Source organism: Pseudohongiella sp. SYSU M77423 (assembly GCF_029911965.1).
Lineage (GTDB): Bacteria > Pseudomonadota > Gammaproteobacteria > Pseudomonadales > Pseudohongiellaceae > Pseudohongiella.
Map to the genome: position 1 here is coordinate 90,195 of NZ_JARYTH010000002.1, position 24,034 is coordinate 114,228.

The 24,034-nt window shown below is 55.3% G+C and carries 21 protein-coding genes and 2 tRNA genes; 21 read left to right on the top strand and 2 right to left on the bottom strand.

What is annotated here, in order from left to right:
* Window positions 1–50 precede the first annotated feature (50 nt).
* The 11 genes from gyrA (at window position 51) to QGM61_RS04295 (ending at window position 12,804) form a co-directional block, all read left to right on the top strand.
* Window positions 51–2,624, top strand: a complete 2,574-nt coding sequence (gene gyrA, locus QGM61_RS04245) for a DNA gyrase subunit A (protein WP_281132124.1) — start codon at window positions 51–53, stop codon at window positions 2,622–2,624.
* Window positions 2,617–3,456 (top strand): prephenate dehydratase, encoded by an 840-nt coding sequence (pheA, locus tag QGM61_RS04250; protein ID WP_237134229.1) that lies wholly within the window; start codon window positions 2,617–2,619, stop codon window positions 3,454–3,456. Before gyrA ends, pheA begins: the two co-directional genes overlap by 8 nt.
* Window positions 3,443–5,239 carry a prephenate dehydrogenase gene (locus tag QGM61_RS04255; protein WP_281132125.1) on the top strand — a complete coding sequence of 599 codons (1,797 nt, stop codon included), beginning with the start codon at window positions 3,443–3,445 and terminating at the stop codon, window positions 5,237–5,239. The genes pheA and QGM61_RS04255 overlap by 14 nt, the downstream gene beginning before the upstream one ends.
* Complete coding sequence (gene cmk, locus QGM61_RS04260; protein WP_281132126.1) at window positions 5,239–5,922, top strand: (d)CMP kinase; 684 nt, start codon at window positions 5,239–5,241, stop codon at window positions 5,920–5,922. Before QGM61_RS04255 ends, cmk begins: the two co-directional genes overlap by 1 nt.
* 202 nt (window positions 5,923–6,124) lie before the next feature.
* Window positions 6,125–7,801, top strand: a complete 1,677-nt coding sequence (gene rpsA / locus QGM61_RS04265; protein WP_237134226.1) for a 30S ribosomal protein S1 — start codon at window positions 6,125–6,127, stop codon at window positions 7,799–7,801.
* Window positions 7,802–7,819: 18 nt separating this feature from the next.
* The gene (gene ihfB / locus QGM61_RS04270) at window positions 7,820–8,110 is read left to right on the top strand and encodes an integration host factor subunit beta (protein ID WP_237134225.1); all 291 of its coding nucleotides are present in this window, start codon (window positions 7,820–7,822) and stop codon (window positions 8,108–8,110) included.
* A 94-nt stretch (window positions 8,111–8,204) separates the two neighbouring features.
* Entirely contained in the window at window positions 8,205–8,498 is a 294-nt protein-coding gene (locus QGM61_RS04275; RefSeq protein WP_237134224.1) for a lipopolysaccharide assembly LapA domain-containing protein, read from the top strand.
* Window positions 8,499–8,559: 61 nt separating this feature from the next.
* A complete protein-coding gene (gene pyrF / locus QGM61_RS04280) occupies window positions 8,560–9,261 on the top strand; it encodes an orotidine-5'-phosphate decarboxylase (protein WP_281132127.1) in 702 nt (233 codons plus the stop codon).
* 99 nt (window positions 9,262–9,360) lie between these two features.
* Window positions 9,361–9,717 (top strand): ComEA family DNA-binding protein, encoded by a 357-nt coding sequence (locus QGM61_RS04285; RefSeq protein ID WP_237134222.1) that lies wholly within the window; start codon window positions 9,361–9,363, stop codon window positions 9,715–9,717.
* Between the two features lie 79 nt (window positions 9,718–9,796).
* Window positions 9,797–10,849, top strand: coding sequence for an MraY family glycosyltransferase (locus tag QGM61_RS04290; RefSeq protein WP_281132128.1), 1,053 nt, complete (start codon window positions 9,797–9,799; stop codon window positions 10,847–10,849).
* Entirely contained in the window at window positions 10,846–12,804 is a 1,959-nt protein-coding gene (locus QGM61_RS04295; protein ID WP_281132129.1) for a polysaccharide biosynthesis protein, read from the top strand. Before QGM61_RS04290 ends, QGM61_RS04295 begins: the two co-directional genes overlap by 4 nt.
* 32 nt (window positions 12,805–12,836) lie before the next feature.
* Here the strand turns inward: QGM61_RS04295 and QGM61_RS04300 are convergent, their stop codons facing one another.
* The gene (locus QGM61_RS04300) at window positions 12,837–13,556 is read right to left on the bottom strand and encodes a peptidylprolyl isomerase (RefSeq protein WP_317622138.1); all 720 of its coding nucleotides are present in this window, start codon (window positions 13,554–13,556) and stop codon (window positions 12,837–12,839) included.
* Between the two features lie 209 nt (window positions 13,557–13,765).
* Window positions 13,766–13,840, bottom strand: a tRNA-Asn gene (locus tag QGM61_RS04305).
* 190 nt (window positions 13,841–14,030) lie between these two features.
* Between QGM61_RS04305 and uvrB the strand changes: the two genes are divergently transcribed.
* The 10 genes from uvrB (at window position 14,031) to QGM61_RS04355 (ending at window position 23,757) form a co-directional block, all read left to right on the top strand.
* Complete coding sequence (gene uvrB, locus QGM61_RS04310; RefSeq protein ID WP_411268277.1) at window positions 14,031–16,055, top strand: excinuclease ABC subunit UvrB; 2,025 nt, start codon at window positions 14,031–14,033, stop codon at window positions 16,053–16,055.
* A gap of 178 nt (window positions 16,056–16,233) precedes the next feature.
* Window positions 16,234–16,310 (top strand) — tRNA-Val (locus tag QGM61_RS04315).
* Window positions 16,311–16,359: 49 nt separating this feature from the next.
* Window positions 16,360–18,285, top strand: a complete 1,926-nt coding sequence (thrS, locus tag QGM61_RS04320; protein WP_281132130.1) for a threonine--tRNA ligase — start codon at window positions 16,360–16,362, stop codon at window positions 18,283–18,285.
* Between the two features lie 41 nt (window positions 18,286–18,326).
* Window positions 18,327–18,857 (top strand): translation initiation factor IF-3, encoded by a 531-nt coding sequence (infC, locus tag QGM61_RS04325; RefSeq protein WP_411268276.1) that lies wholly within the window; start codon window positions 18,327–18,329, stop codon window positions 18,855–18,857.
* A gap of 68 nt (window positions 18,858–18,925) precedes the next feature.
* The gene (gene rpmI, locus QGM61_RS04330; RefSeq protein WP_237134217.1) at window positions 18,926–19,120 is read left to right on the top strand and encodes a 50S ribosomal protein L35; all 195 of its coding nucleotides are present in this window, start codon (window positions 18,926–18,928) and stop codon (window positions 19,118–19,120) included.
* Between the two features lie 29 nt (window positions 19,121–19,149).
* Window positions 19,150–19,509 (top strand): 50S ribosomal protein L20, encoded by a 360-nt coding sequence (gene rplT, locus QGM61_RS04335; RefSeq protein ID WP_237134216.1) that lies wholly within the window; start codon window positions 19,150–19,152, stop codon window positions 19,507–19,509.
* Window positions 19,510–19,637: 128 nt separating this feature from the next.
* A complete protein-coding gene (gene pheS / locus QGM61_RS04340) occupies window positions 19,638–20,693 on the top strand; it encodes a phenylalanine--tRNA ligase subunit alpha (RefSeq protein WP_237134215.1) in 1,056 nt (351 codons plus the stop codon).
* Window positions 20,694–20,724: 31 nt separating this feature from the next.
* On the top strand, window positions 20,725–23,112 hold the full coding sequence (pheT, locus tag QGM61_RS04345) for a phenylalanine--tRNA ligase subunit beta (RefSeq protein ID WP_281132131.1): 2,388 nt from the start codon (window positions 20,725–20,727) through the stop codon (window positions 23,110–23,112).
* 2 nt (window positions 23,113–23,114) lie between these two features.
* Window positions 23,115–23,420 (top strand): integration host factor subunit alpha, encoded by a 306-nt coding sequence (gene ihfA / locus QGM61_RS04350; protein WP_237134213.1) that lies wholly within the window; start codon window positions 23,115–23,117, stop codon window positions 23,418–23,420.
* Window positions 23,404–23,757 carry a MerR family transcriptional regulator gene (locus QGM61_RS04355; RefSeq protein ID WP_237134212.1) on the top strand — a complete coding sequence of 118 codons (354 nt, stop codon included), beginning with the start codon at window positions 23,404–23,406 and terminating at the stop codon, window positions 23,755–23,757. Before ihfA ends, QGM61_RS04355 begins: the two co-directional genes overlap by 17 nt.
* Window positions 23,758–24,034 lie beyond the last annotated feature (277 nt).

Consider the following 24,034-nt stretch of genomic DNA (forward strand, 5'->3'; position numbering starts at 1 on the left):
TTGCGGCCCTGCATTTGCCGCCTCGATCAAGCGAAAAAAACGGAATAACTATGACGGAATCGACGGAATCTACCAACCAGGTATTGCCGGTATCGCTGGAAAGCGAAATGCGGGAATCCTATCTGGCTTACGCGATGAGCGTGATTGTGGGGCGGGCGCTGCCGGACGTTCGCGATGGACTAAAGCCTGTACATCGCCGCGTGCTGTTCGCAATGAATGTCCTGTCCAACGACTTCAACAAGCCCTACAAAAAATCAGCCCGTGTTGTCGGTGATGTCATCGGTAAATACCATCCACACGGCGATTCTGCGGTTTACGACACCATTGTGCGTATGGCACAGGATTTCTCATTGCGCTATCCGCTGGTGGATGGTCAGGGTAACTTCGGCTCGATTGACGGTGACGCGGCAGCTGCCATGCGTTACACGGAAATCCGCATGGCCAAGATGGCCCATGACCTGATGGCTGACCTGGACAAGGAAACCGTCAACTTCTCCGATAACTATGATGGCACCGAAAGCATCCCGGATGTTTTCCCGACCCAGATCCCCAATCTGCTTGTGAACGGCTCGTCCGGTATTGCCGTGGGCATGGCCACCAATATTCCGCCGCATAATCTGGGCGAGGTGATTGACGCCTGTCTGGCGCTGCTGGACAACGACGACATCACCATTGATGAGCTGATGGAGTATGTAAAAGGACCCGATTTCCCGACGGCGGCCATTATTAATGGCCGGGCGGGCATTGTAGAGGCCTACCGTACTGGCCGCGGACGCATTTACATGCGCGCGCGGGCGGAGGTGATCGAGGACGAGAAGTCAGGTCGCCAGAGCATCATCGTCACCGAGATCCCCTACCAGCTGAACAAGGCGCGTCTGGTTGAAAAGATTGCCGAGCTGGTCAAGGAAAAGAAAATCGAAGGCATCACCGAGCTGCGTGATGAATCTGACAAGGATGGCCTGCGAATCGTGATCGAACTGCGTCGTGGCGAAGTCGGCGATGTGGTGCTGAATAACCTGTATGCCCAGACCCAGATGCAGTCGGTGTTTGGCATTAACATGGTGGCTCTGGTCGACGGCCAGCCACGACTGCTGAACCTGAAAGAGATTCTGCAGTCCTTTATCCGCCATCGTCGTGAAGTGGTCACCCGGCGCACCATTTATCTGCTGCGCAAGGCGCGTGAAAAGGGTCATATCCTGGAAGGTCTGGCGGTTGCGCTGGCCAATATCGATGCTGTTATTCAGCTGATCAAGGAGTCGCCAAGCTCTGCAGAAGCCAAAGAGAAGCTGCTGGCGCGTTCCTGGCTGTCCAGCAGCGTGCTGGCCATGCTGGGTGAGACCGGTGCCGATGCCTGCCGCCCGGAAGAGTTGCCTGAAGAGTTTGGCCTGAAAGGGGATCAGTACTACCTGTCTCCCGCCCAGGCGCAGGCGATTCTGGACCTGCGTCTGCATCGTCTGACTGGACTTGAGTACGAAAAACTCATTAATGATTACAAAGAGTTGCTGCAGCAAATTGCAGATTTTCTGGAGATTCTGGGCAGTGAGTCCCGTCTGTTTGAAGTGATGCGCGAAGAGATGAATCTGGTGCGTGCGAACTATGCTGATCCGCGTCGTACCGAGATCGTCGGTTCGCAACTTGACCTGAGCATGGAAGACCTGATCACGGAAGAAGATCGTGTTGTGACCATCTCACGCAGTGGTTATGCCAAGTCTCAGCCGCTGGCCGACTATCAGGCGCAGCGCCGTGGTGGCATGGGCAAGGCGGCAGCGTCGGTCAAGGACGAAGATGTGGTAGAGCATCTGCTGATCGCCAGCAGTCACGATACGCTGCTGTGTTTCAGCAGTGCCGGCAAAGTCTACTGGATCCGTGTATTCAATATTCCGCTGGCCAGCCGCACTTCGCGAGGCCGTCCGCTGGTCAATATCCTGCCGCTGGAAGAGGGTGAGCGTATTACCAGCATGCTGCCCATCCGTGAGTATACGGAGGGCTATTTCATCTTTATGGCTACCGCTAACGGTACCGTCAAGAAGACACCGCTGGAGAACTTCTCGCGTCCGCGCAGCGTTGGCCTGCGCGCAGTTGAGCTGGATGAAGGTGACACTCTGATCGGCACCGCACTGACCGATGGTGAAAAAGACATCATGCTGTTTGGTTCTGCTGGCAAGGTGCTGCGCTTCAAGGAGTCGGACGTGCGTCCTATGGGTCGTACGGCCCGTGGTGTTCGTGGTATCCGTCTGCAGGAAGGACAGCGCGTCATCTCCCTGATTGTTCCGGAAGAGGACAAGCAGGTGCTGACGGTGAGTGAAAACGGTTATGGCAAGCGCACTGAAACGTCAGACTTCCCGCAGTACGGGCGCGGTGGCCAGGGTGTCATCGCCATGCAGACCAGTGAGCGTAACGGCTCTCTGGTGGGTGCTGTACAGGTTGCCGACGGCGATCAGATCATGCTGATCTCCGACCGTGGCACGCTGGTGCGCACACGCGTGGAAGAAGTACCGGTACTGAGCCGTAATACGCAGGGCGTGCGCCTGATCCGCCTGAAGACAGATGAAACGCTGGTCGGCATCGAACAGGTTGCCGAACCCGAAGAGGATCTGCCGCCGCTGGAACAGCTCGATGACTGAGGTGGCACCAGTAGTTGCCTTCCTCGGACCGTTGGGGACATTCTCTCATGCGGCGGTAAATCAGTATTTCGGTGATGATAAGTCTGTTGGCCGGCACAGCGTAGCAACCATTGACGATGTGTTCCTGGAAGTTGAAGCCGGCAAGGCTGATTACGGCGTGGTCCCGGTTGAGAACTCTACAGAAGGCGCCGTCAACACCACACTGGATTGCCTGATGGATACCTCGCTGACCATTGTTGGCGAGGTGTTTTTGCCGATAGCGCACAATCTACTGGTGAAGGACTCCAGCCAGTTGGGCAGTCTGCGCCGTATAGTTTCTCACAAGCAATCGCTGGGACAGTGTCGCCTGTGGTTGCGTGCCAATCATCCTGGTATGGAACTGGTCGAGGTGAGCAGCAACGCCGAAGCTGCCCGGCTGGCGTCAGAAGACGCATCAACTGCAGCCATAGCCGGCGATATTGCAGCCGCACTTTATGGCTTGGAGATTCAGGCCGCGAATATTCATGACCGCAAAAGCAACACCACCCGCTTTCTGGTCCTGTCACGCAAGCACGTGACAGTTCCCACCGGTCACGACAAAACATCCATTCTGGTGTACGCCGAAAACAAGCCCGGAGCGCTGTTTCGCCTGCTGGCGCCCTTCGATCAGTATCAGGTGAGTCTCACCCGGCTGGAGACGCGGCCGGCGCGGGACGACATGTGGTCGTACGTATTTTTTATCGACTTTGAAGGTCACAATGATGACACGGCGGTCAGGCAGGTATTCAAACAGCTTGCGGATTGCGCAGTGAAAATCAAGAATTTGGGTTCGTATCCTCGTGCAACTTCTTGAAGGAAAAACAGTTCTTATTGTTGGCCTGGGTCTGATTGGCGGCTCCGTAGCGCGTGGGCTGATCGCAGGAGGCCACTGCGCCCGAGTGCTGGCCTGCGGCCGCGACGAGAGCCAGCTGCAGGCTGCCTTGCTGGATGGCAGTATTCACGCTTTCTCGACTGACCTCAGTACGCTGGTTCCCGAAGCTGACATCATCCTGATCGCCACGCCGACTTTAACGGTGGTGCGGATGCTTGAGCAGATAGCGCCGCTGCTTGGAGAAAACACAATTGTGACCGATGCGGCCAGCGTCAAAGCCAATGTCATCGCGGATGCTCGTGCAGCCCTCGGTACACGTGTTAGCCGCTTCATTGCCGGGCATCCGATCGCCGGTTCGGAGCAAAGTGGTTATGCTGCGTCGCGATCCGACCTGTATCAGAATCGAAAGGTTATTCTGACACCCATCCCTGAGAATGATCCCCTGGCGCTGCGCACTGTGATGGCGCTGTGGCAATGTCTGGGCGCGGATGTGCGGGCGATGAATGCGCAGCGTCACGACCAGGTGCTGGCTGGCACCAGCCATCTGCCGCATCTGCTGGCCTATACGCTGGTGAATACACTGGTCGAGTCGGTAGGAGAGCCTGATCGCAGCCAGCAGGTGTTTGATTTTGCAGCGGGCGGGTTTGCCGATTTTAGCCGTATCGCCTCCAGCGACCCAGTCATGTGGCGCGATATCTTTCTGGCAAACCGCGACGCCACCGTAGCTGTCCTTGATCACTACATGGCGGACCTGCAGCAGATGCGCGCGCTGTTGTTGCGCGCCGATGGGGATGCTCTGCAGTCGAGGTTCAGGCGGGCGAAGCAGGTCAGGGATGATTTCATCCGGCGCTTTCGCAATGGTCAGTGTTCCGTGAGTGAGACGGCACCGCGTGCGTCCGAGGTTTTGACCGTCGGGGTCGCCGTGCGTGTATTCGGCCGCTGCCGGCTGAGCGCCGACAGCGAGTCGGCCCTTGAGTGTCTGGACGAGATTCTGAAGGAGGGTGGTACCTGGCAATTGGAGAATTTTCCCGACGATCGACAGGCCTTGCAGCGTCTGCAGGCGCTCAGGCTTGGCGGCGTCCCTGTCAGTGGGCCCGATAATGGTAGCTTGCTGGTGTTTTCGGATGTTGGGCAGGACATGCGCCAGCTCAGTCTGCCGGCGGATCCGGTCCAGGTTGCGGCGCTGGCGATTGCCGCCACCGCTCTCGAAGGGTCGGGGGTGCGCGTTATTGCTGGAGAAGGTGGTGCCGCGCAGCTTCCGGAGTTGCTGGATACGCTGCAGGGCATTGGCTACAACATTATGCTTGAGGGGCGGGATATCCTGATTGGTACAGCTGCTCTGTCCGATGAACGGCTGGCCCTGAATGTGCCCGTGGGTTCACTGACCGATGATCAGTGTCTGGCCCTGGTGGCTGCCGGGCTGGTAGGGCAGCAGATACTGGATATCAAACTGGATAAAGTTTTTTGTGATCGCGTCTGGCAGCGACTGCAACCCTGGGTTGCTGCAGGGCTGCCCATCGAGCGTGCAGCAGACGGTGATACCCTGAAGGTGAGCGGATTGCGACGCGACCGGATGACTGTACCGAACCAGATCGATTGTCGTGGAGACAGTGTGCTCGCCATGCTGTCAGTAGCCTGGCTGACCAGCACACAGCATGCAGCTTATATTAACGGAGCAGGTGAGTATAGGCAGCGCTTCCCGGGGCTGGCCGCAATATGGCACAGGCTCGGCGTGCCGCTGGCAGTCCTGTCGGAGGTGGTTTGATGACGTTCAGCCGTGAAGAACTGGTCCCGGTACTGACCATTGATGGACCAGGTGGCGCCGGCAAGGGCACCATCAGCCGCCTGGTAGCAGAACAGCTTGGCTGGCACTATCTGGATAGTGGCGCTCTTTACCGACTCACGGCACTGGCTGCACGCCGCGCCAGCATTGAGCTTGATGATGCCAACGCCGTCGCGGCACTGGCAGCCGTGCTGGATATCCGCTTTGGAACGGGTACTGATGACAGTGTCTGGTTTCAGGGCGAAGAAGTGTCAGGGTTTATCCGCACAGAGCAGGCCGGGGCCGACGCATCGATCGTGGCTGCCCTGCCGCCCGTTCGGGATGCGTTGTTACAGCGTCAGCGCGACTTCCGCCAGCCGCCCGGGCTGGTGGCCGATGGGCGTGACATGGGTACGGTTGTATTCCCTCAGGCGGTTGTTAAAATCTTCCTGACAGCCTCTGCTGAAGAGCGTGCAGATCGCCGTTATAAGCAGTTGATTGCAAAGGGTATTGATGTTAAGATCGGCGACCTTTTGGCGGATATCCGGGCGCGTGATGCGCGTGACAGTCAGCGGGCCGTGGCACCTTTACGACCTGCCGATGATGCGATCAGCGTTGACACGACACAATTAAGTATATCCCAGGTCCTTGATATTGTTATCAATAAGGTCCGGGAGTCGACTTGATAAAGACTTGATCGAACGGTTGCGAGCCTGCAACTGCGTGCCTGAGAAAAGCGTTAACAAGAGCAGCCTGATGACGGAGCCAGCACTGTCCGTCTGCGGGCTTTTTGTCATTGGCCCGTGTGTGCTGGTACACGGTTGAAAAGAAGCCACGTTGACACCCACCGAGGTGATCCCGCGGCCTGATTATTTAACAGGATTAAACATGAGTGAAAGTTTCGCTGAATTATTTGAACAGAGTCTGAACGATGTAGACATGACCCCCGGCGCAATCGTGACCGGCACCGTTGTAAACATCGACTCAGACTGGGTGACCGTCCATGCCGGACTGAAATCCGAAGGCGTCATCCCCAAGAGCCAGTTCCTGGATGAAGATGGCGAATTTACCCTGAACATCGGTGACGAAGTTAAAGTGGCGCTGGAAACCGTAGAAGACGGTTTCGGTGAAACTCGTCTGTCCAGAGAGAAGGCCAAGCGTGCCGAGTCCTGGATGGAGCTGGAAGCGGCTTTCGAAAAGAACGAAGTGGTCAAGGGTATCATCAACGGCAAGGTCAAAGGTGGTTTCACTGTCGACCTCAACAACATCCGCGCGTTCCTGCCAGGCTCTCTGGTGGACATTCGCCCGATTCGCGATACCGCGCACCTGGAAGGCCAGCTGCTGGAATTCAAACTGATCAAACTGGATCAGAAGCGCAACAACGTGGTTGTTTCACGTCGTGCCGTGCTGGAAGCTGTCAGCTCGGAAGAGCGCGACGAACTGCTGGCTACGCTGCAGGAAGGCCTGGTCATCAAGGGTATCGTCAAGAACCTGACCGACTACGGCGCGTTTGTTGACCTGGGCGGTGTTGATGGTCTGTTGCACATCACTGACATGTCCTGGAAGCGTATCAAGCACCCAAGCGAAATCGTCAATGTTGGCGATGAGATCAAGGTTAAAGTACTGAAGTACGACCGTGAGCGTAATCGCGTATCTCTGGGCCTGAAGCAGCTGGGCGAAGATCCATGGGTAGATATCAAGTCCCGTTATCCGGAAAACACCAAGGTCAAGGCGCGTGTTACCAACCTGACCGACTACGGCTGTTTTGCGGAGCTGGAAGAGGGCGTTGAAGGTCTGGTTCACGTATCCGAAATGGATTGGACCAACAAGAACGTTCACCCGTCCAAGATCGTACAGCTGGGCGATGAAGTGGAAGTGATGATCCTGGATATCGACGAAGAGCGTCGTCGTATTTCTCTGGGTATCAAGCAGTGCTTCCAGAATCCATGGGATCGTTTCGCCGAGCAGTACAACAAGGGCGACAAGATCTCTGGCAGCATCAAGTCAATCACTGACTTTGGTATCTTTATCGGCCTGGAAGGCAACATCGATGGCCTGGTTCACCTGTCTGACATCTCCTGGGATGAGACTGGCGAAGAAGCCGTGCGCAACTACAAGAAAGGCGATGAAATCGAGACAGTCATCCTGTCCATCGACCCGGAACGTGAGCGTATTTCTCTGGGCATCAAGCAACTGTCTGACGATCCGTTCGCCAACTACGTCGGTGAGTTCGACAAGGGCAGCATTGTCAAGGGCACCATCTCCGAAGTTGACGCCAAGTCTGCAACTGTAGACCTCGGTAACGGCATCACTGGTACGCTGCGCGCGTCCGAAATCAGCCGTGACAAAGTCGAAGATGCCCGCAATGTGCTGAATGCTGGTGACGAGATCACAGTTAAAGTTGTCAGCGTTGATCGCAAGAATCGTGTACTGGGTCTTTCTGTCAAGGCAATCGAAATTGACGACGAGAAAGCCGCGATTCAGGATCACAAAAATCAGGAAGCGCCAGCCTCTGGCCCGACCACGATTGGTGATCTGATCAAAGCCGAAATGGAAAAGAAATAATACTGGCAGGGAATCGTTATGACAAAGTCAGAGCTTATCGAGCGCATTGCAGCAAAACAGACACAGTTGTCAGCAAGAGACTGTGAGTTTGCCGTCAAGTCGATCATTGAGTATATGTCCGAGGCTTTGTCAGACGGCGGGCGAATTGAAATCCGCGGGTTTGGCAGCTTTTCACTGCATTACCGGGTACCACGTGTCGGACGTAATCCGAAAACGGGCACCCCGGTGAATCTAAGTGGAAAGTATGTGCCGCACTTCAAGCCCGGCAAAGAACTGCGTGACCGTGTGAACAGCTCTATGGAGCAGTGATGATTTTGCGGTCGGCGGACACGCTTCCCTGACAGTTAATAAAGCGGCGAATTCGCAAGAATATCGCCGCTTTTATTTTGTGGAGAGTCAATATATGCAAGGCATGAAACGCTGGTTGCTGATTCTGCTGTTGCTGATGGTTGTGCTGCTCAGCACCGCCTTCAGTCTGTGGAATACAACACCGGTGCCGTTGTCGTTCGGATTTGTGAGTTTTTCGGCGCGCCCGCTCGCGCTTTGGATAATCGCTGCATTCTGTGTTGGTGGACTCGCTGGCGTGATTCTTGGAGCTGGCCTGGTTCGCGACATGAAACTTCGCATGCGCATTCGCCGCCTGGAAAAGGAACTTAAACAGCGACCACGATTCCCGCCCGCGGAACGTGATATCTGACTCTTTTTTTATCACCAGATTTATTAGTTGGTATGGATTGCCTCATTCAAGGAGAAGCTCTGTGAACGACAACAATCGCATCATCGTGGCCCTGGATTTTGATAATCGTGCTGATGCAATGACGCTGCTTGATAAACTTTCACCGCAAAGCTGTCGCGTCAAAGTTGGCAAGGAGCTCTTTACCCGTTTTGGCCCGGATCTGGTGCGGGAAGTCCAGCAGCGCGGCTTTGAAGTTTTTCTGGACCTTAAGTTCCACGACATTCCCAATACTGTGGCCAAAGCAGTTGCCGCGGCTGCCGAACTGGGCGTGTGGATGCTGACCCTGCACGCCAGTGGCGGTGAAGCAATGATGCGGGCCGCGCGTGAAGCGCTGGCCGACAGCGATCACAAACCACTGCTGGTTGCCGTCACGGTGCTGACCAGCATGGCAGAAGAAGATCTGATGGCTCAGGGGATTTCCCGGGCGACAGAGGAACAGGTCCAGCGCCTGGCTGCCATTGCCCAGGAAGGCGGCATGGATGGCGTGGTCTGTTCCGCATCAGAAGCTGCGTCGCTGCGTAAGCTGCTGAGTGAAAACTTCCTGCTGGTGACGCCCGGGATCCGCCCTGCAGGTGATGCGGCGGATGACCAGAAGCGCATTGTGACGCCAGGTGATGCTGTCCATGCAGGCAGTAATTATCTGGTGATTGGTCGTCCGATAACCCGCGCGCGCCATCCGGATGTCAAACTTCAGGCCATTCTTGAGGAAATTTCTGGCAATTGATCCATGGTGTGCTAAAACCAGTACGACGCCCGTTAGTATTGGCGGCTCATGGATGATTTGATCAATTGAGAAATACACAATCGGAAAAGGAGTTTCCTCATGTCTCAATCAGCAATTTCAGTAATACGTTTTCTTCGCCGGTCAGCCATGTTCAGCATGCTGACACTGGCTTTGTTTGGTGCCACGGTCTCTCATGCCCAGTCAGATGATGCACCTGACACCGCAGACATGGCGCTGCTGGTCGAGGACCAGGTGAATATCAATACAGCCGATGCTGATACGCTGGCACTCGCACTGGATGGTGTGGGTATGACTCGTGCGCTGGACATCATTGCCTACCGCGAAGAGCACGGTGACTTTGAACAGGTTGATCACCTGGAGCGTGTTCGCGGGATTGGCAAGGCAACGCTTGAGCGTAATCGCCACAAAATTCGATTGTCCAGTGACGGCGAGTGATTCTGTTTACGCACATGTGACAGTGAATACGTTAGAATAGGGGCTGTTTAGCCCCTTTTCTGTAATAACTGGATAAAGCATGCAGGACACATCCGGCCAGGACCTGGCTGGTCATCTCATTACTGGAACGGACATCCTGGCATTGCTGACAGGCCTGCTTGCAGCCTGGTGTCTGTGCTCCCTGCTGGTGGTCGTAGGGCGGCGTCATTTACTGGACGTGCCGGTTGCACGCAGTGCTCATCAGCAGGCGGTGCCGCGTGGTGGTGGCGCCGCGATAGTGACAGGTCTTGCACTGGCGATTGCGGTACTGCTTTTTTCTGGCACCCTGACTCTCCAGAATACGCTGATCCTTGCTTGCGCCCTGCCGGTGGCCATGGTCGGCTTTATAGATGATTTCAAAGCGCTGCCGGTGCGCATCCGCCTCCCTCTGCATTTGATCAGCGCGGCATCTGCGTTGTGGCTGCTGGGCCCTGTGCCAGAGCCATTTTTCAGTGGCTGGCTGGTGATGCCCAGCTGGTTGCAGGCGCTGATACTTATGCTGGCTCTGGTCTGGCTGTTAAATCTCTATAACTTCATGGATGGCATCGATACGCTGGCAGCTGCCCAGTGTCTGTTTGTCTGCGCGGCTGCTGGCCTGCTGCTGTGGCGCCTGGATGATCCCCTGATGCTGGTATGTGCCGCGCTGTTTGCCGCGACATTAGGGTTTCTGTATTGGAATGTCCCGCCCGCCAGGCTGTTTATGGGTGACGTTGGCAGCACATTCCTGGGCTTTTTCCTGGGACTTCTGGGCCTTATCACACATTTCAATGGAGTGCTGTCAGTCTGGGTGTGGGTATTGCTGATGGCCACGTTCATTGCGGATACCACGCTGACCCTGCTGCGTCGTCTGCTGGCCGGCCATTCAATTACTGAAGGGCACAGCACGCATGCCTACCAGCATCTGTCGCGGCGATGGGGCAGTCATCTCAGGGTTACAGCAGCTTATATGATGGTCAATGTCCTGTGGTCGCTGCCCCTGGCATGGCTGGCTCTGACCAGACCCGAATATGGGGTGTTATTTGCCATATCTGGTATAGTACCGTTAATGATCGTGGCAGCCCTGCTGGGCGCCGGAAACAGGGAGCGTCAATGAACCTATACACCATCCCCTTGTCCCGCACCGTCAAGCAGATACTGCTGATGCTGGCAGACGGGCTCATGCTGGCCCTGGCAACCTGGTTGTCATTCAACATGCTGGGGATCGGCGCAGAGGGGCAGGGCGAGCGTCTTACGCTCTATTTCGCTGCCGCCATCATGATCAGCGTCGGCGGATTCTACCGAATAGGTCTTTACCGCGCGCTGCTGCTTTACATGGGCGTGCAATCGGGATTTATCGTCCTGCAGGGTGTGTCGGTTGCTGCGGTACTGTTCGGTGCAGTCTACTATCTTATTCTGTCACCCGAGTCACCCAACAACGCCGTTGTTCCGATGTTCTGGATGATTGCTCTGCTGAGCATCGGTGGCAGCCGCTTTGTGGCCAAGATGGTGCTGCAGAGCCTGATACAGAACTTCCGCCCCAAAGAGCCCGTGATTATTTACGGTGCCGGCAGCTCGGGTATGCAGCTGGTTGCAGCACTGCAGAATGGCAATCAGTATTTGCCGGTAGCCTTTGTGGATGACAGCCGTCACATCATCGGCAGCACCGTCAGCGGCGTGCGTGTCTACAGTCCCTCATCGTTATCAGAGCTGATCAACAACTTCTCTGTACGTCAGATCCTGCTGGCAATCCCGTCTGCAACACATGCCGAGCGCAAGGAAATACTCAATCGTCTTGAGCATCTGCCAGTTCATGTGAAAACAGTGCCTGAGCTGTTTGATATGCGTTCAGGCAAGTTTCATGTTGATGAAGTGCGCGACATCGACATTGAAGACCTGCTGGGTCGTGACATTGTACCGCCTGACGTAGAGTTGATGGGCGCCTGCATTACTGGCCGCTCGGTACTGGTTACGGGAGCGGCTGGCTCCATCGGTTCTGAGCTGTGTCGGCAGATTGTTGGTCTGGAACCAGAGCGCCTGATACTGCTGGACAGTTTTGAGTTTGGACTCTACGACCTGGAGCTTGAGCTGCAGGGCTTGCGGGCAGAAGGCTCCAGCACCGAGATTGTGGCGATGCTGGGTAACGTCTGCAATCGAACGCTGATGGACGCGGTGATCAATCGCTTCAGCATTGAGACGGTCTATCATGTGGCTGCTTACAAGCAGGTACCGATGGTCGAAAAAAATGTAGTGGAGGGTGCCTACAATAATATCTTTGGCACCGCGATTGCCGCGCAGGCCGCAATGAATGCCGGAGTTCGACATTTTGTGCTGATCTCCACTGACAAGGCGGTGCGTCCCACCAATGTCATGGGTGCCACCAAACGCTTCGCCGAACAGGTGCTCCAGGCGTTGGCAGCGAGACAGAAGGGTACCTGTTTCAGCATGGTCAGGTTTGGCAATGTGCTGGGTTCATCCGGGTCGGTAGTGCCGCTGTTCCGACGCCAGATCAGTGAGGGCGGGCCGGTTACTGTGACGCACCCTGAGGTCACACGTTATTTCATGACGGTGGAAGAGGCCGCACAGCTGGTGATTCAGGCAGGTTCGATGGCCAGTGGCGGTGACGTCTTTGTGCTGGATATGCACGACCCAATCAGAATTGTGGATCTGGCCCGCAAGATGATTCACCTGATGGGCTACGATGTTAAAGATGAGAATGCCTACCATGGCGACATCGCCATCGAATATACCGGCCTGCGTCCTGGTGAAAAGCTGTTTGAAGAGCTGTTGATCGGCGAGTCAGTTACGGGCACTGAACACCCCAAAATCATGCGGGCTGAGGAAGACTTTCTAACCTGGGAAGAGCTGGAGCCGATGCTGGCAGAGTTGGAACGTGCCTGTCGAATGCTGGATCTACAGCAGATACGTCAGGTTCTGATCAGCGCTGTGGATGGCTTTCAGCCTGATGATCTGCATGATGATCCACTGTGGGTTGTGTCATCAGATCAGGTGGTTGAACTGCCAGCGGTGTCCTCGGCTACTGCCAAGGTGACACCGCTGCACAAACGCTAGTCCCGCACAGCCCCGGGACTCCGCGTCAATTTCTATCGACGGTCAATTGATACGATCATGACCGGCTCCACCGGCACGTCCTGATGGCCGCGCTGGCTGGTGGTCTGGACCCGTGCAATTTCATCCATGACTTCCATGCCACTGATCACCTCACCAAACACTGCATAACCAAACTCCTGGGGATTGGTGCTGCGGTGATTCAGAAAGTCGTTGTCGACCAGGTTAATGAAGAACTGGCTGGTGGCGCTGTCGACAACCTGGGTGCGCGCCATGGCGATGGTGCCGCGATCATTGCTCAGTTCGGCGCTGGCTTCGTTCTTGATGGCCGGATAGCCTGACAGCTCGACAAAATCCTCATCGTAGCCGCCGCCCTGAACCATGAAGCCAGGAATTACGCGGTGAAATGTCAGACCGTCATACAGGTCATTGTCGACATAACGCAGAAAGTTGGCGACGGTTATCGGGGCTTCGTCCTGCCACAGCTCAATTTCCACATCACCCATGCTGGTCGTCATCACAACCACCGGGTTGCCGGTCATGGTTGTATCGTCGTCGGTGACCTGATCAACTGCATCGGATACTGCAGCAGCTGCATCTTCCGCCGTCTGTGCAACGGTCTCGGCAACATTCTCGGCAGTTTGTGCGACGTCCTCGGTTGATGGGGTGTCTTCTCCCGAGCAGGCGGCGAGCGATAGGGCGCTACCGAACAACAGGGCCATCAATACATGTCTGTAGCGAGTAGTTAAGGTCATAATGCATTCCCGGTTCGTGGTGATAAGGTTAAACGAGTGGCTGATTATAACCACAGTCGAGCAAGGCTTGAACAGAGCCGGTCGTTCCAGCCGACAAAGGCCAATTACACGGATGATTTTGCAGACAAAGACCTGTCGCGACCACGCTGCTGCGCAATCGTTTGCTGGTTAGCAATTTACAGGGGGTATTGATGAGGTCTTTCAGAGTTTGGCTGCCCAACCTGGACTCGAACCAGGAACCAAGTGATTAACAGTCACCTACTCTACCATTGAGCTATTGGGCAGTAATGTTGGCCATGTGTCGTGGCCCCAACAGGACGCGTATACTAATGAGATTTTTGCGGGGGGTCAACCTCTGATGTGCAAAATTTACACTGTCTTTAAGGTGGTCCGGTCTGGCGTGTCGGACAGACTGGTGACTACCGTCGCGCGCGGACATCTGTGTATACTGGGCGGATGAGTATACCCTTTAGTATGAAGTCCGCATTCAAGCCCGCAGGTGACCAGCCCGAAGCGATCAGATGTCTGAGCGAGGGGCTGGAAGAGGGGCTGCATGCCCAAACGCTGCTGGGCGTAACCGGTTCCGGTAAAACCTTCACGATTGCCAATGTAATTGCGCAGACACAACGTCCGGCTCTGGTGATGGCGCCCAACAAAACGCTGGCGGCACAACTTTACGGCGAGTTCGCAGAGTTCTTTCCGGACAATGCCGTCGAGTATTTTGTTTCCTACTACGATTACTACCAGCCTGAAGCATACGTTCCTTCCTCTGATACCTATATTGAGAAAGACGCCTCAATCAATGATCATATTGAACAGATGCGTCTGTCTGCAACCAAGGCGCTGCTAGAGCGGCGCGACGTCATCGTGGTGGCGACTGTTTCAGCTATCTATGGTCTGGGTGATCCTGGGTCGTATCTGCAAATGGTGTTGCACCTGGATCGCGGCGACAAAGTGGATCAGCGCTACATTCTGCGGCGGCTTGCAGACATGCAGTACACCAGAAATGATATGGATCTGCAGCGAGCGACCTATCGCGTGCGCGGAGACGTGATTGATATCTATCCGGCCGATTCAGAGCAGTACGCCATAAGAGTGGAGCTGTTTGATGACGAGATAGAAGGTTTGTCGTTTTTTGACCCTCTGACAGGTGAGGTTGTCAGAAAGGTGCCGCGACTCACTGTATTTCCGAAGTCACACTATGTGACGCCCCGGGAAAAAGTGATGGAAGCGCTGGAGCAGATCAAGGAAGAGTTGAATGAGCGTGTGACGCAGCTGGAGAGTAATCATCAGCTGGTAGAGGCACAGCGTCTGGCGCAGCGCACGCGCTTTGATCTGGAAATGATGAGCGAGCTCGGCTACTGCACCGGCATCGAAAACTATTCGCGTTATCTGTCTGGCCGCGCTGCCGGGCAGCCGCCACCAACGCTGTTTGATTATCTGCCACCCGATGCACTCGTGATTGTTGATGAGTCGCATGTGTCCATTCCGCAGATTGGTGCAATGTACAAAGGCGACCGCTCGCGCAAGGAGACACTGGTTCAGTATGGTTTCCGTCTCCCGTCCGCGCTGGATAATCGTCCCTTGCGATTTGAAGAGTGGGAGTCGCTGACCTCGCAGTTGATTTTTGTCTCAGCCACACCTGGCCCCTATGAAGAACAACGCTCTGGGCAGGTCGTTCGCCAGGTAGTCCGGCCGACCGGTCTGATAGACCCGGCCGTCGATGTACGACCAGCCGCCAATCAGGTAGACGATCTGTTATCGGAAATCCGGCAGGTTGTGGTGCGGCAGGAGCGGGTGCTGGTGACGGTGCTGACAAAACGCATGGCAGAAGACCTGACCGATTATCTGATGGATCACGACGTGCGTGTAAGGTATCTGCATTCGGATATCGATACAGTGGAGCGATCCGAAATCATCCGCGATCTGCGGCTTGGAAATTTTGATGTGCTGGTGGGCATCAACCTGTTGCGTGAGGGGCTGGATATTCCCGAAGTGTCACTGGTTGCCATTCTTGATGCGGACAAGGAGGGTTTTCTGCGCTCGGAACGCTCACTGATTCAGACGATGGGGCGCGCAGCACGGAATATTCATGGCCGAGCCATTTTGTACGCCGATAATATTACCGGCTCCATGCGTCGTGCCATGGACGAATGCGAGCGCCGGCGTGAAACCCAGCTGGCCTTTAACAAGGAGCACGGCATCACACCCGCTGGTGTTACAAAATCAGTGATGGATGTGATGGAAGGTGCCTATTCAGAGAATCGTGTCACTGGCGGACGGCAGCGTAAACGTGGCAAAGCGGCTGTCGCCGAGAAGATTGCCAGCTATGGCAGTGTGCCTGCCGAGCTGGCTGCGGATCCGAAAGCGCTTGGTCAGGAAATTACCCGCCTCGAAACAAGAATGCTGGAGCTCGCCCGTAACCTGGAGTTCGAAGAAGCGGCATTACTGCGCGATGAAGTCCAGGCATTAAAAAAACAGCTGATGGCAGCGGGTTGACGCCTGATTTTGTGTTGTAGTTTTGCCGATCAGCCCCTATAATCGCACTCCTTTGACGGCGGGTGTATCAGCAGGGCATCAAATAATCGATTCCCGAAGCAGAATACCTGACGCAAGCAGCGGCAAATCCCGCGACAGGATGGAAAGGCGTCATTGTGACGTTGCAGGTTGTAATAGCAGGCGCGTAGCTCAGTTGGTTAGAGCGCTACCTTGACATGGTAGAGGTCACCAGTTCGAATCTGGTCGTGCCTACCACTCCTTTGCGGGTGCCACATCGTTAACCGAATTCAGAACATCACTTTCTATGCCTGTAATCACACTCCCCGACGGTAGTCAGCGCTCGTTTGAACAACCCGTGACAGTTGCCCAGGTGGCAGAATCCATTGGTGCCGGCCTGGCCAAGGCCGCTCTGGCCGGTCGTGTCGATGGCACGCTGGTGGATACTTCCTACACGATCGCAAATGATGCCGAGCTGGCCATCGTGACGGATCGTGACGAAGACGGCCTGGATGTGATTCGCCACTCCTGTGCCCACCTGATGGCGCAGGCGGTGCAGCGTCTTTTCCCGGACGCGCAGGTTACCATCGGCCCAGTGATCGATGATGGCTTCTATTACGACTTCGCTTACGAGCGTCCTTTTACACCCGAAGATCTGGAGCAGATCGAAAAGGTAATGGGTGACATCGTTAATGAAAATCTGCCAGTCAGCCGCGAAGTCATGTCGCGCGACGAAGCTGTAGCCATGTTTGAGAAAATGGGCGAACAGTACAAAGTGCAGATCATCAAGGACATCCCCGGCAACGAAGAGTTGTCGTTCTATCGCCAGGGTGAGTTTGTTGACCTGTGTCGCGGCCCGCACGTGCCCAACACTGGCAAGTTCAAGGCATTCAAACTGACATCGGTCGCCGGTGCCTACTGGCGCGGTGACTCGAACAATGAAATGCTGCAGCGCATTTACGGCACTGCCTGGCAGGATAAAAAGGCGCTGGCCGACTACCTGTTCCGACTGGAAGAGCAGCAGAAGCGCGACCATCGCAAGATCGGCAAAAAGCTGGATCTGTTCCATTTCCAGGAAGAAGCACCTGGCATGGTGTTCTGGCATCCCAAAGGCTGGACGGTCTATCAGGAAATCCAGCACTACATGCAGAAGCTGCAGCGTCAGCACGGCTATCAGGAAATCCGCACACCACAGCTGGTTGACTACACGCTGTGGGAGAAGTCCGGACATGCCGACAAATTTGCTGACGAGATGTTCAGCGTCGAGTCAGAAAACCGTATGTATGCCATCAAGCCAATGAACTGTCCCTGTCACGTGCAGGTGTTCAATCAGGGCCTGAAGAGTTACCGCGATCTGCCGCTGCGACTGGCTGAGTTCGGCTCCTGTCACCGCTTTGAGCCATCAGGTTCCATGCACGGTCTGATGCGGGTGCGCAGCTTTACGCAGGACGATGCACACATTTTCTGCGCTGAAGATGATATTCAGAGCGAAGTTGCTTCCTTTATGCAGCTGCTGTTTGGTGTCTATCGCGATTTCGGTTTTGACGAGATCATTCTGCGTCTTTCAACCCGCCCTGAGAAACGTGTGGGCAGTGACGAAATCTGGGATCGCTCTGAAGCGGCCCTGCGCCAGGCGCTGGACAACAGTGGGCTGGCATGGGAACTGCTGCCGGGCGAGGGCGCCTTCTATGGTCCCAAAATTGAGTTTTCATTGAAAGATTGTATGGGTCGTGTGCAGCAGTGCGGCACGATTCAGGTCGATTTCTCGATGCCAGACCGACTCGGCGCGCAATATGTGGCCGAAGATGGCAGCCGCAAAGTACCAGTGATGTTGCACCGTGCGATCCTGGGATCCTTCGAACGTTTTATCGGTGTTTTGATCGAACATTACGCCGGCGCGCTGCCAGCCTGGCTGGCACCGGAGCAGGCAGTTATTCTCAATATTACCGACAAACAGGGCGAATATTGCGAAAAAGTCCGTAAAATGCTGGCCGAAAAGGGTTTTCGGGTCAGTGCGGACTTGAGAAATGAGAAGATCGGCTTTAAAATCCGCGAGCACACCATTCAGAAGGTTCCGTATTTGCTGGTTGTCGGTGATCGTGAGATGGAAAACGGTCAGGTGGCGGTGCGAACCCGTGACGGCCAGGACCTGGGTACCATGTCTCTGGAAGCATTTGCCGATCATTTACAGGCAGACGTTGCGCGCTTCGGCAGAACCCAGTCGGACCACTGAATGAAAATTGAATCCGAACAGGAGAGAAGACGCTGTCAAATATGAAGAGTAGTTCCAGGAAGCCGGTCATCAACGAAAACATTGACGCCACGGAAGTGCGTCTGGTGCTCGCCAACGGTGAGCAGAAAGGAGTAGTGACCATTGAAGAGGCCCGCGCTGAGGCGGCTGAGGCCAAACTCGACCTGGTGATGATTGCGCCCGACGCCGAGCCGCCGGTGTGCAAAGTCATGGACTATGGCAAGCATATCTTCGATCTGAAAAAGCAGAAGGCTGCCAACAAGAAAAAGCAGCGCAAGACACAGTTAAAAGAAATCAAGTTTCGACCAGGGACGGAAGAAGGGGATTATCAGGTAAAACTACGCAACCTGATACGTTTCCTGTCTGATGGGGACAAGGCCAAGGTATCTTTGCGATTCCGCGGCCGTGAAATGGCCCATCAGCATCTTGGACTGGAACTCTTGAACCGTATTCGCCAGGATCTGGAGGAATATGGTCAGGTGGAACAGGAACCCAAGATGGAAGGTCGCCAGGCCGTTATGGTTCTGGCACCAAGCAAAAAGAAGAAGGCCTGATAGGTTTCAGGGCTTCTATTACTTAATCTGAGTCGCCAGTGATGGCGAATAAATGCGGAGTTGCAGTAATGAGCAAGATGAAGACCCACAGCGGTGCTTCCAAACGCTTCAAAAAAACAGCCACTGGCTGGAAGCGTAAAAGCGCCAACAAGAGCCATATCCTCACCAAAATGACCACCAAGCGCAAACGTCATCTGCGCGGTACTTCGCTGGTAGCTGCCTGCGATAAGCCGTTGATCGATCGTATGTTGCGTAAAGTGTAACCCTTAGCGGATTTTGACAGGAGACTGATATGGCCCGAGTAAAACGTGGCGTAACGGCGCGTCGCCGTCACAAAAAAATTCTGAAGCAGGCTAAGGGTTATTATGGTGCCCGTAGTCGTGTCTATCGCGTAGCGTTCCAGGCAGTCATCAAAGCCGGCCAGTATGCTTACCGAGATCGCCGCACGAAGAAACGTGTATTCCGCTCTCTGTGGATTACCCGTATCAACGCGCAGGCTCGTGCGAACGGAATGACCTACAGCCAGATGATTGCTGGTCTGAAGAAAGCCAATATTGCCGTGGACCGCCGTGTAATGGCGGATCTGGCTGTGCACGACAAGGCGGCATTTGCTGCACTGGTCAACCAGGCTAAAGCTAGCCTGGCACAGTAACAATCGCGGTACTTTCCTGCAGAGCCGGTCCGGGAGTTGTTTGCCCGTGCCGGCTTTGTGCATTCAGGGTTCTGTGCATGGCAGGTCCATGCAGGTATTAGAATCATCATGGCAGAGTGGATGAATCCATGACCGACACAAATTCGCTTTTGCAGACTGCCCTGGAGGCGGTTGCGGCCAGCGCAGATGAGCGCGCGCTTGATCAACTGCGGGTTGATTATCTGGGCAAGAAGGGACAGTTGACGGCTTTGCTGAAGAGCCTGGGATCTTTGCCAGCCGAAGAGCGACCGGCGGCCGGTGAGAAAATCAATGAGGCCAAGCGTCAGGTACAGCAGGCAATTGATGCGCAGCGTGAGATTCTGGTTGAGCGGGCGCTGAGCGCGCAGCTGGCCGCTGAGACTGTTGATGTGAGTCTGCCTGGGCGTCGTCAGAGCGCCGGCGGCCTGCATCCGGTGAGTCGGACGATCGAGCGAATTCAGACGCTGTTCCAGTCTGCCGGTTACAGCGTGGCAGAGGGACCTGAGATCGAGGACGATTACCACAACTTTGAGGCATTGAATATTCCTGGGCATCATCCTGCGCGGGCAATGCACGATACCTTTTATGTAAACCTCGCTGACGCGAAAGCTGCAGGCGCTGCTGCCAGCGGGATGTCCTGGGTACTGCGCACCCACACATCACCGGTGCAGGTGCGTGTCATGGAGCAGGGCAAACCGCCGTTCCGCATGATCTGTCCGGGTCGCGTCTACCGCTGCGACTCCGATCTGACGCACACGCCGATGTTCCACCAGGTGGAAGGGCTGCTGATCGATGAGCATGTCAGCTTTGCCGATCTGAAAGGCACGCTGGAAGAGTTTCTGCGGGCGTTTTTTGAGGCCGATCTGGCAGTACGTTTCCGTCCTTCCTATTTCCCGTTCACAGAGCCTTCTGCCGAAGTCGATATGAGCTGTGTCATGTGCGAAGGCAAGGGCTGTCGTGTTTGCAAACAGACCGGTTGGCTGGAAGTGCTGGGCTGCGGCATGGTGCATCCCAAAGTGCTGGAGGCCTCCGGCGTAGACAGCAGTCGTTATCGCGGTTTTGCGTTTGGCATGGGCGTCGAACGTCTCGCCATGCTGCGATATGGCGTCAATGATCTGCGTCTGTTCTTTGAAAATGATCTGAAATTTTTGCGGCAGTTCAACTGAACCGCGAGCTGATAGCCAAGAGCAAACTACCATGATTTTCACACAACAATGGATTCGTGAGTGGCTGGATACGCCACTTGAGCCGCAGGCACTGATTGATCAGCTGACCATGGCAGGATTGGAGGTGGACGCCTCAGGCCCGGTGGCGGCCGCGTTTACGGGTATTCTGGTAGCAGAGGTGGTCAGCGTCGAACCGCACCCGGATGCTGACAAACTACGCGTCTGTCAGGTCAATGATGGCAGTCAGCAGGTACAGGTTGTCTGCGGTGCACCAAATGTCAGGCCAGGCATGAAAGTCCCTTACGCCACCCTTGGGGCTGAACTGCCTGGTGAGTCTCCGGACAAACCATTCCGTATTAAAAAAGCCAAACTGCGTGGCGTTGAGTCCTTCGGCATGCTGTGCTCGGCCGAAGAGCTGGGTATGGCCGATTCATCGGACGGCCTGCTGGAATTGCCTGCCGATGCACCCGTCGGTCAGAACGTCAGAGAGTACCTGCAGCTTGATGATCGATACTTTGAGTTGGATCTGACGCCTAACCGGGGTGACTGCCTGAGCATTCGCGGCCTGTCACGCGAGATCGCAACCCTGAATCAGCTTAGCTTCAAGGATCTGCAGGTGACGCCTGTCGCCGCTCAGATTGATGACACCTTCCCGGTCCGTGTTGACGCGCCAGACGCCTGTACGCGATACCTGGGACGAGTGATACGCGATGTCGATATTAATGCCACAACACCATTATGGATGCAGGAGCGCCTGCGTCGCTGTGGACTGCGTAGCATCGATCCTGTCGTTGATGTGACCAATTACGTGCTGATGGAACTGGGTCAGCCGATGCACGCTTTCGATCTTGAGCGCCTCAGCGGCGAGATCGTCGTGCGTCAGGCAGTGGCGGGCGACACGCTGACACTGCTGGACGGCAAATCAGTTGAACCCGCCACCGATACCTTGCTGATCACCGATGCCAGTGGTCCTTTGGCGCTGGCCGGTATCATGGGCGGAGAACCCAGCAGCGTGACAGAGTCGACCCAGCATATTTTCCTGGAATGTGCCTGCTTTGATGCACTTGCGGTGGCTGGCCGGGCGCGCCGCTATGGCCTGCATACCGACTCTTCCCACCGTTATGAGCGTGGTGTCGACTATAACCTGCAGGCGCTGGCTATGGAGCGCGCAACCGAGCTGCTGATTGCCATCGCCGGTGGCAAGCCGGGTCCGGTTACCGAGAGCACCGGTACGCTGCCAACTGCCAGCGAGGTAAAGCTGCGTCCTTCCTACCTGGCGAGCGTGCTCGGTATGGAGCTGAATGAAGAGGAAATTATCAGTATTCTCAATGGTCTGGGAGTGACTCTTGTTGGTCGCTCGGAAGATGAGCTGACCTTTGACGTACCGTCATTCCGTCACGATATCGCCATTGAGGCAGATCTGATTGAAGAAGTGGCACGCGTCCATGGCTATGACCGCCTGCCCGTGACACGCCCTGTTATGCGCACTCAGATGCCTGAGGCCAGCGAGCGCGAAGTGGCGCTGTCACGGATCCGTGAGCGTCTGGTAGCACAGGGTTACCAACAGGTCATCACCTACAGCTTTGTCGAGCCAAAGCTGATGGCGCAGGTTTCTGCATCGCCCGCTCCCGTGGCACTGCAGAACCCCATCTCGGAAGATATGTCGGTGATGCGTACCAGCCTTTGGGCAGGGCTGCTGCGGACATTGCAGCACAATATAAATCGCCAGCAGACCCGGGTTCGCATCTTCGAGACCGGTCAGGTGTTTCTGCCTGAGCCTGAAGGAATCCGTCAGCCGGAAAGACTGGCCGGTCTGATCTACGGCGAGCGTTTCCCTACCACCTGGTCTCAGGGCAGGGAAGTTGTTGATTTCTTTGACATCAAAGGTGATGTCGAAGGCCTGCTGGAGCTGGGTGCACTGTTGCCACGCTGCCGTTTCGAGAAGGCAGAGCATCAGGCCCTGCATGGCGGCCAGGCGGCCGCTGTGGCGCTGGATGGACAGCGCATTGGACTGGTCGGCGCACTGGATCCTGCACTGCAACGGGCACTGGATATCAACGGGCGGGTGTACCTGTTCGAGTTGGATCTGGCTGCGATTCGCGCCGCAACGGTACCGGCTTTCAAGCCTTTGTCACGCTATCCAGAGGTAAGCCGTGATCTGGCGCTGGTGCTGGACCGGGCTGTGGCTGTGGCTGATATTGAGCAGCATTTGCGTGAACTGGCAGGCCCAGAGCTGCTCGGAATTAGAATATTTGATGTTTATCAAGGTGATAAAGTCGAAAGTGACAAAAAAAGTGTAGCTTTGGGCTTGACCTGGCAACATCCTTCGCGCACTCTTAGCGACGACGAGATCAATGTCATAATTGAGCGTTGCGTCAAAGGCCTGGAAGACAAATTTAATGCTAAGTTAAGGAATTGAACATGCAAAACGGCGCCCTGACAAAAGCGGAAATGGCAGAACGTCTGTTTGATGAACTCGGCGTTAACAAGCGAGAGGCCAAAGAACTGGTCGAGCTGTTCTTCGAGGAAATTCGCCAGGCCCTGGAAAGCAACGAACAGGTCAAGTTGTCTGGATTCGGCAATTTTGATCTGCGTGACAAGAAACAGCGCCCCGGACGCAACCCCAAGACCGGTGAAGAAATTCCTATCAAGGCACGTCGCGTGGTGACGTTCCGTCCTGGCCAAAAGCTAAAGGCGAGGGTAGAGAAATATGCCGGAAGCCAGTGACAAGCAGGATCTGCCGCCCATACCGTCAAAGCGCTACTTTACCATCGGTGAAGTGGGTGAACTTTGCACGGTAAAGCCGCATGTGCTGCGTTACTGGGAACAGGAATTTCCCCAGCTTAAACCCGTCAAGCGCCGTGGCAATCGCCGCTACTATCAGCGTGAAGACGTCCTCCTGATCAGACAGATCAAATCCCTGCTATACGATCAGGGTTTCACCATCGGTGGGGCCCGTCAGCGTATGAGCGGCCATCAGGAACCGCAACCGGGTGCTGCAGTTGAAAAGGCCGAGCTCAAGCAGATGATCAAAGAACTGGAAGAGGCTCTGGCGCTGCTGTAATAGCCAGTTTCTACGGCGCCTGACATCACTTTTTCGAACGTTCGCACGACGACTTTCTGGTTTTTTTTCGAATTTTTCCTTTACATCATTGACTCCAGTGATATAGTCCATCACCGGAAAGCGGGGCATGTCGCACCGTTTCCTATTGCTCTAGCAGTATGATTGAATAAAAATAATGTCACTGCCTGAGGGAAGTTGTTGTTTAGTGTAGTCCTCAGAATGTCAGCACGTCCTGTCGACCCGGTTTCTGGAGAGAAAACCGGCGCTATTCATTGCC

Excerpts from the sequence above, each read along its gene's own strand:
- gyrA (WP_281132124.1), top strand. The coding sequence starts at position 51 with ATGACGGAATCGACGGAATCTACCAACCAGGTATTGCCGGTATCGCTG.
- pheA (WP_237134229.1), top strand. The coding sequence starts at position 2,617 with ATGACTGAGGTGGCACCAGTAGTTGCCTTCCTCGGACCGTTGGGGACA.
- cmk (WP_281132126.1), top strand. The coding sequence starts at position 5,239 with ATGACGTTCAGCCGTGAAGAACTGGTCCCGGTACTGACCATTGATGGA.
- rpsA (WP_237134226.1), top strand. The coding sequence starts at position 6,125 with ATGAGTGAAAGTTTCGCTGAATTATTTGAACAGAGTCTGAACGATGTA.
- ihfB (WP_237134225.1), top strand. The coding sequence starts at position 7,820 with ATGACAAAGTCAGAGCTTATCGAGCGCATTGCAGCAAAACAGACACAG.
- QGM61_RS04275 (WP_237134224.1), top strand. The coding sequence starts at position 8,205 with ATGCAAGGCATGAAACGCTGGTTGCTGATTCTGCTGTTGCTGATGGTT.
- QGM61_RS04285 (WP_237134222.1), top strand. The coding sequence starts at position 9,361 with ATGTCTCAATCAGCAATTTCAGTAATACGTTTTCTTCGCCGGTCAGCC.
- QGM61_RS04290 (WP_281132128.1), top strand. The coding sequence starts at position 9,797 with ATGCAGGACACATCCGGCCAGGACCTGGCTGGTCATCTCATTACTGGA.
- QGM61_RS04295 (WP_281132129.1), top strand. The coding sequence starts at position 10,846 with ATGAACCTATACACCATCCCCTTGTCCCGCACCGTCAAGCAGATACTG.
- QGM61_RS04300 (WP_317622138.1), bottom strand. The coding sequence starts at position 13,556 with ATGACCTTAACTACTCGCTACAGACATGTATTGATGGCCCTGTTGTTC.
- uvrB (WP_411268277.1), top strand. The coding sequence starts at position 14,031 with ATGAAGTCCGCATTCAAGCCCGCAGGTGACCAGCCCGAAGCGATCAGA.
- thrS (WP_281132130.1), top strand. The coding sequence starts at position 16,360 with ATGCCTGTAATCACACTCCCCGACGGTAGTCAGCGCTCGTTTGAACAA.
- infC (WP_411268276.1), top strand. The coding sequence starts at position 18,327 with ATGAAGAGTAGTTCCAGGAAGCCGGTCATCAACGAAAACATTGACGCC.
- rpmI (WP_237134217.1), top strand. The coding sequence starts at position 18,926 with ATGAGCAAGATGAAGACCCACAGCGGTGCTTCCAAACGCTTCAAAAAA.
- rplT (WP_237134216.1), top strand. The coding sequence starts at position 19,150 with ATGGCCCGAGTAAAACGTGGCGTAACGGCGCGTCGCCGTCACAAAAAA.
- pheS (WP_237134215.1), top strand. The coding sequence starts at position 19,638 with ATGACCGACACAAATTCGCTTTTGCAGACTGCCCTGGAGGCGGTTGCG.
- pheT (WP_281132131.1), top strand. The coding sequence starts at position 20,725 with ATGATTTTCACACAACAATGGATTCGTGAGTGGCTGGATACGCCACTT.
- ihfA (WP_237134213.1), top strand. The coding sequence starts at position 23,115 with ATGCAAAACGGCGCCCTGACAAAAGCGGAAATGGCAGAACGTCTGTTT.
- QGM61_RS04355 (WP_237134212.1), top strand. The coding sequence starts at position 23,404 with ATGCCGGAAGCCAGTGACAAGCAGGATCTGCCGCCCATACCGTCAAAG.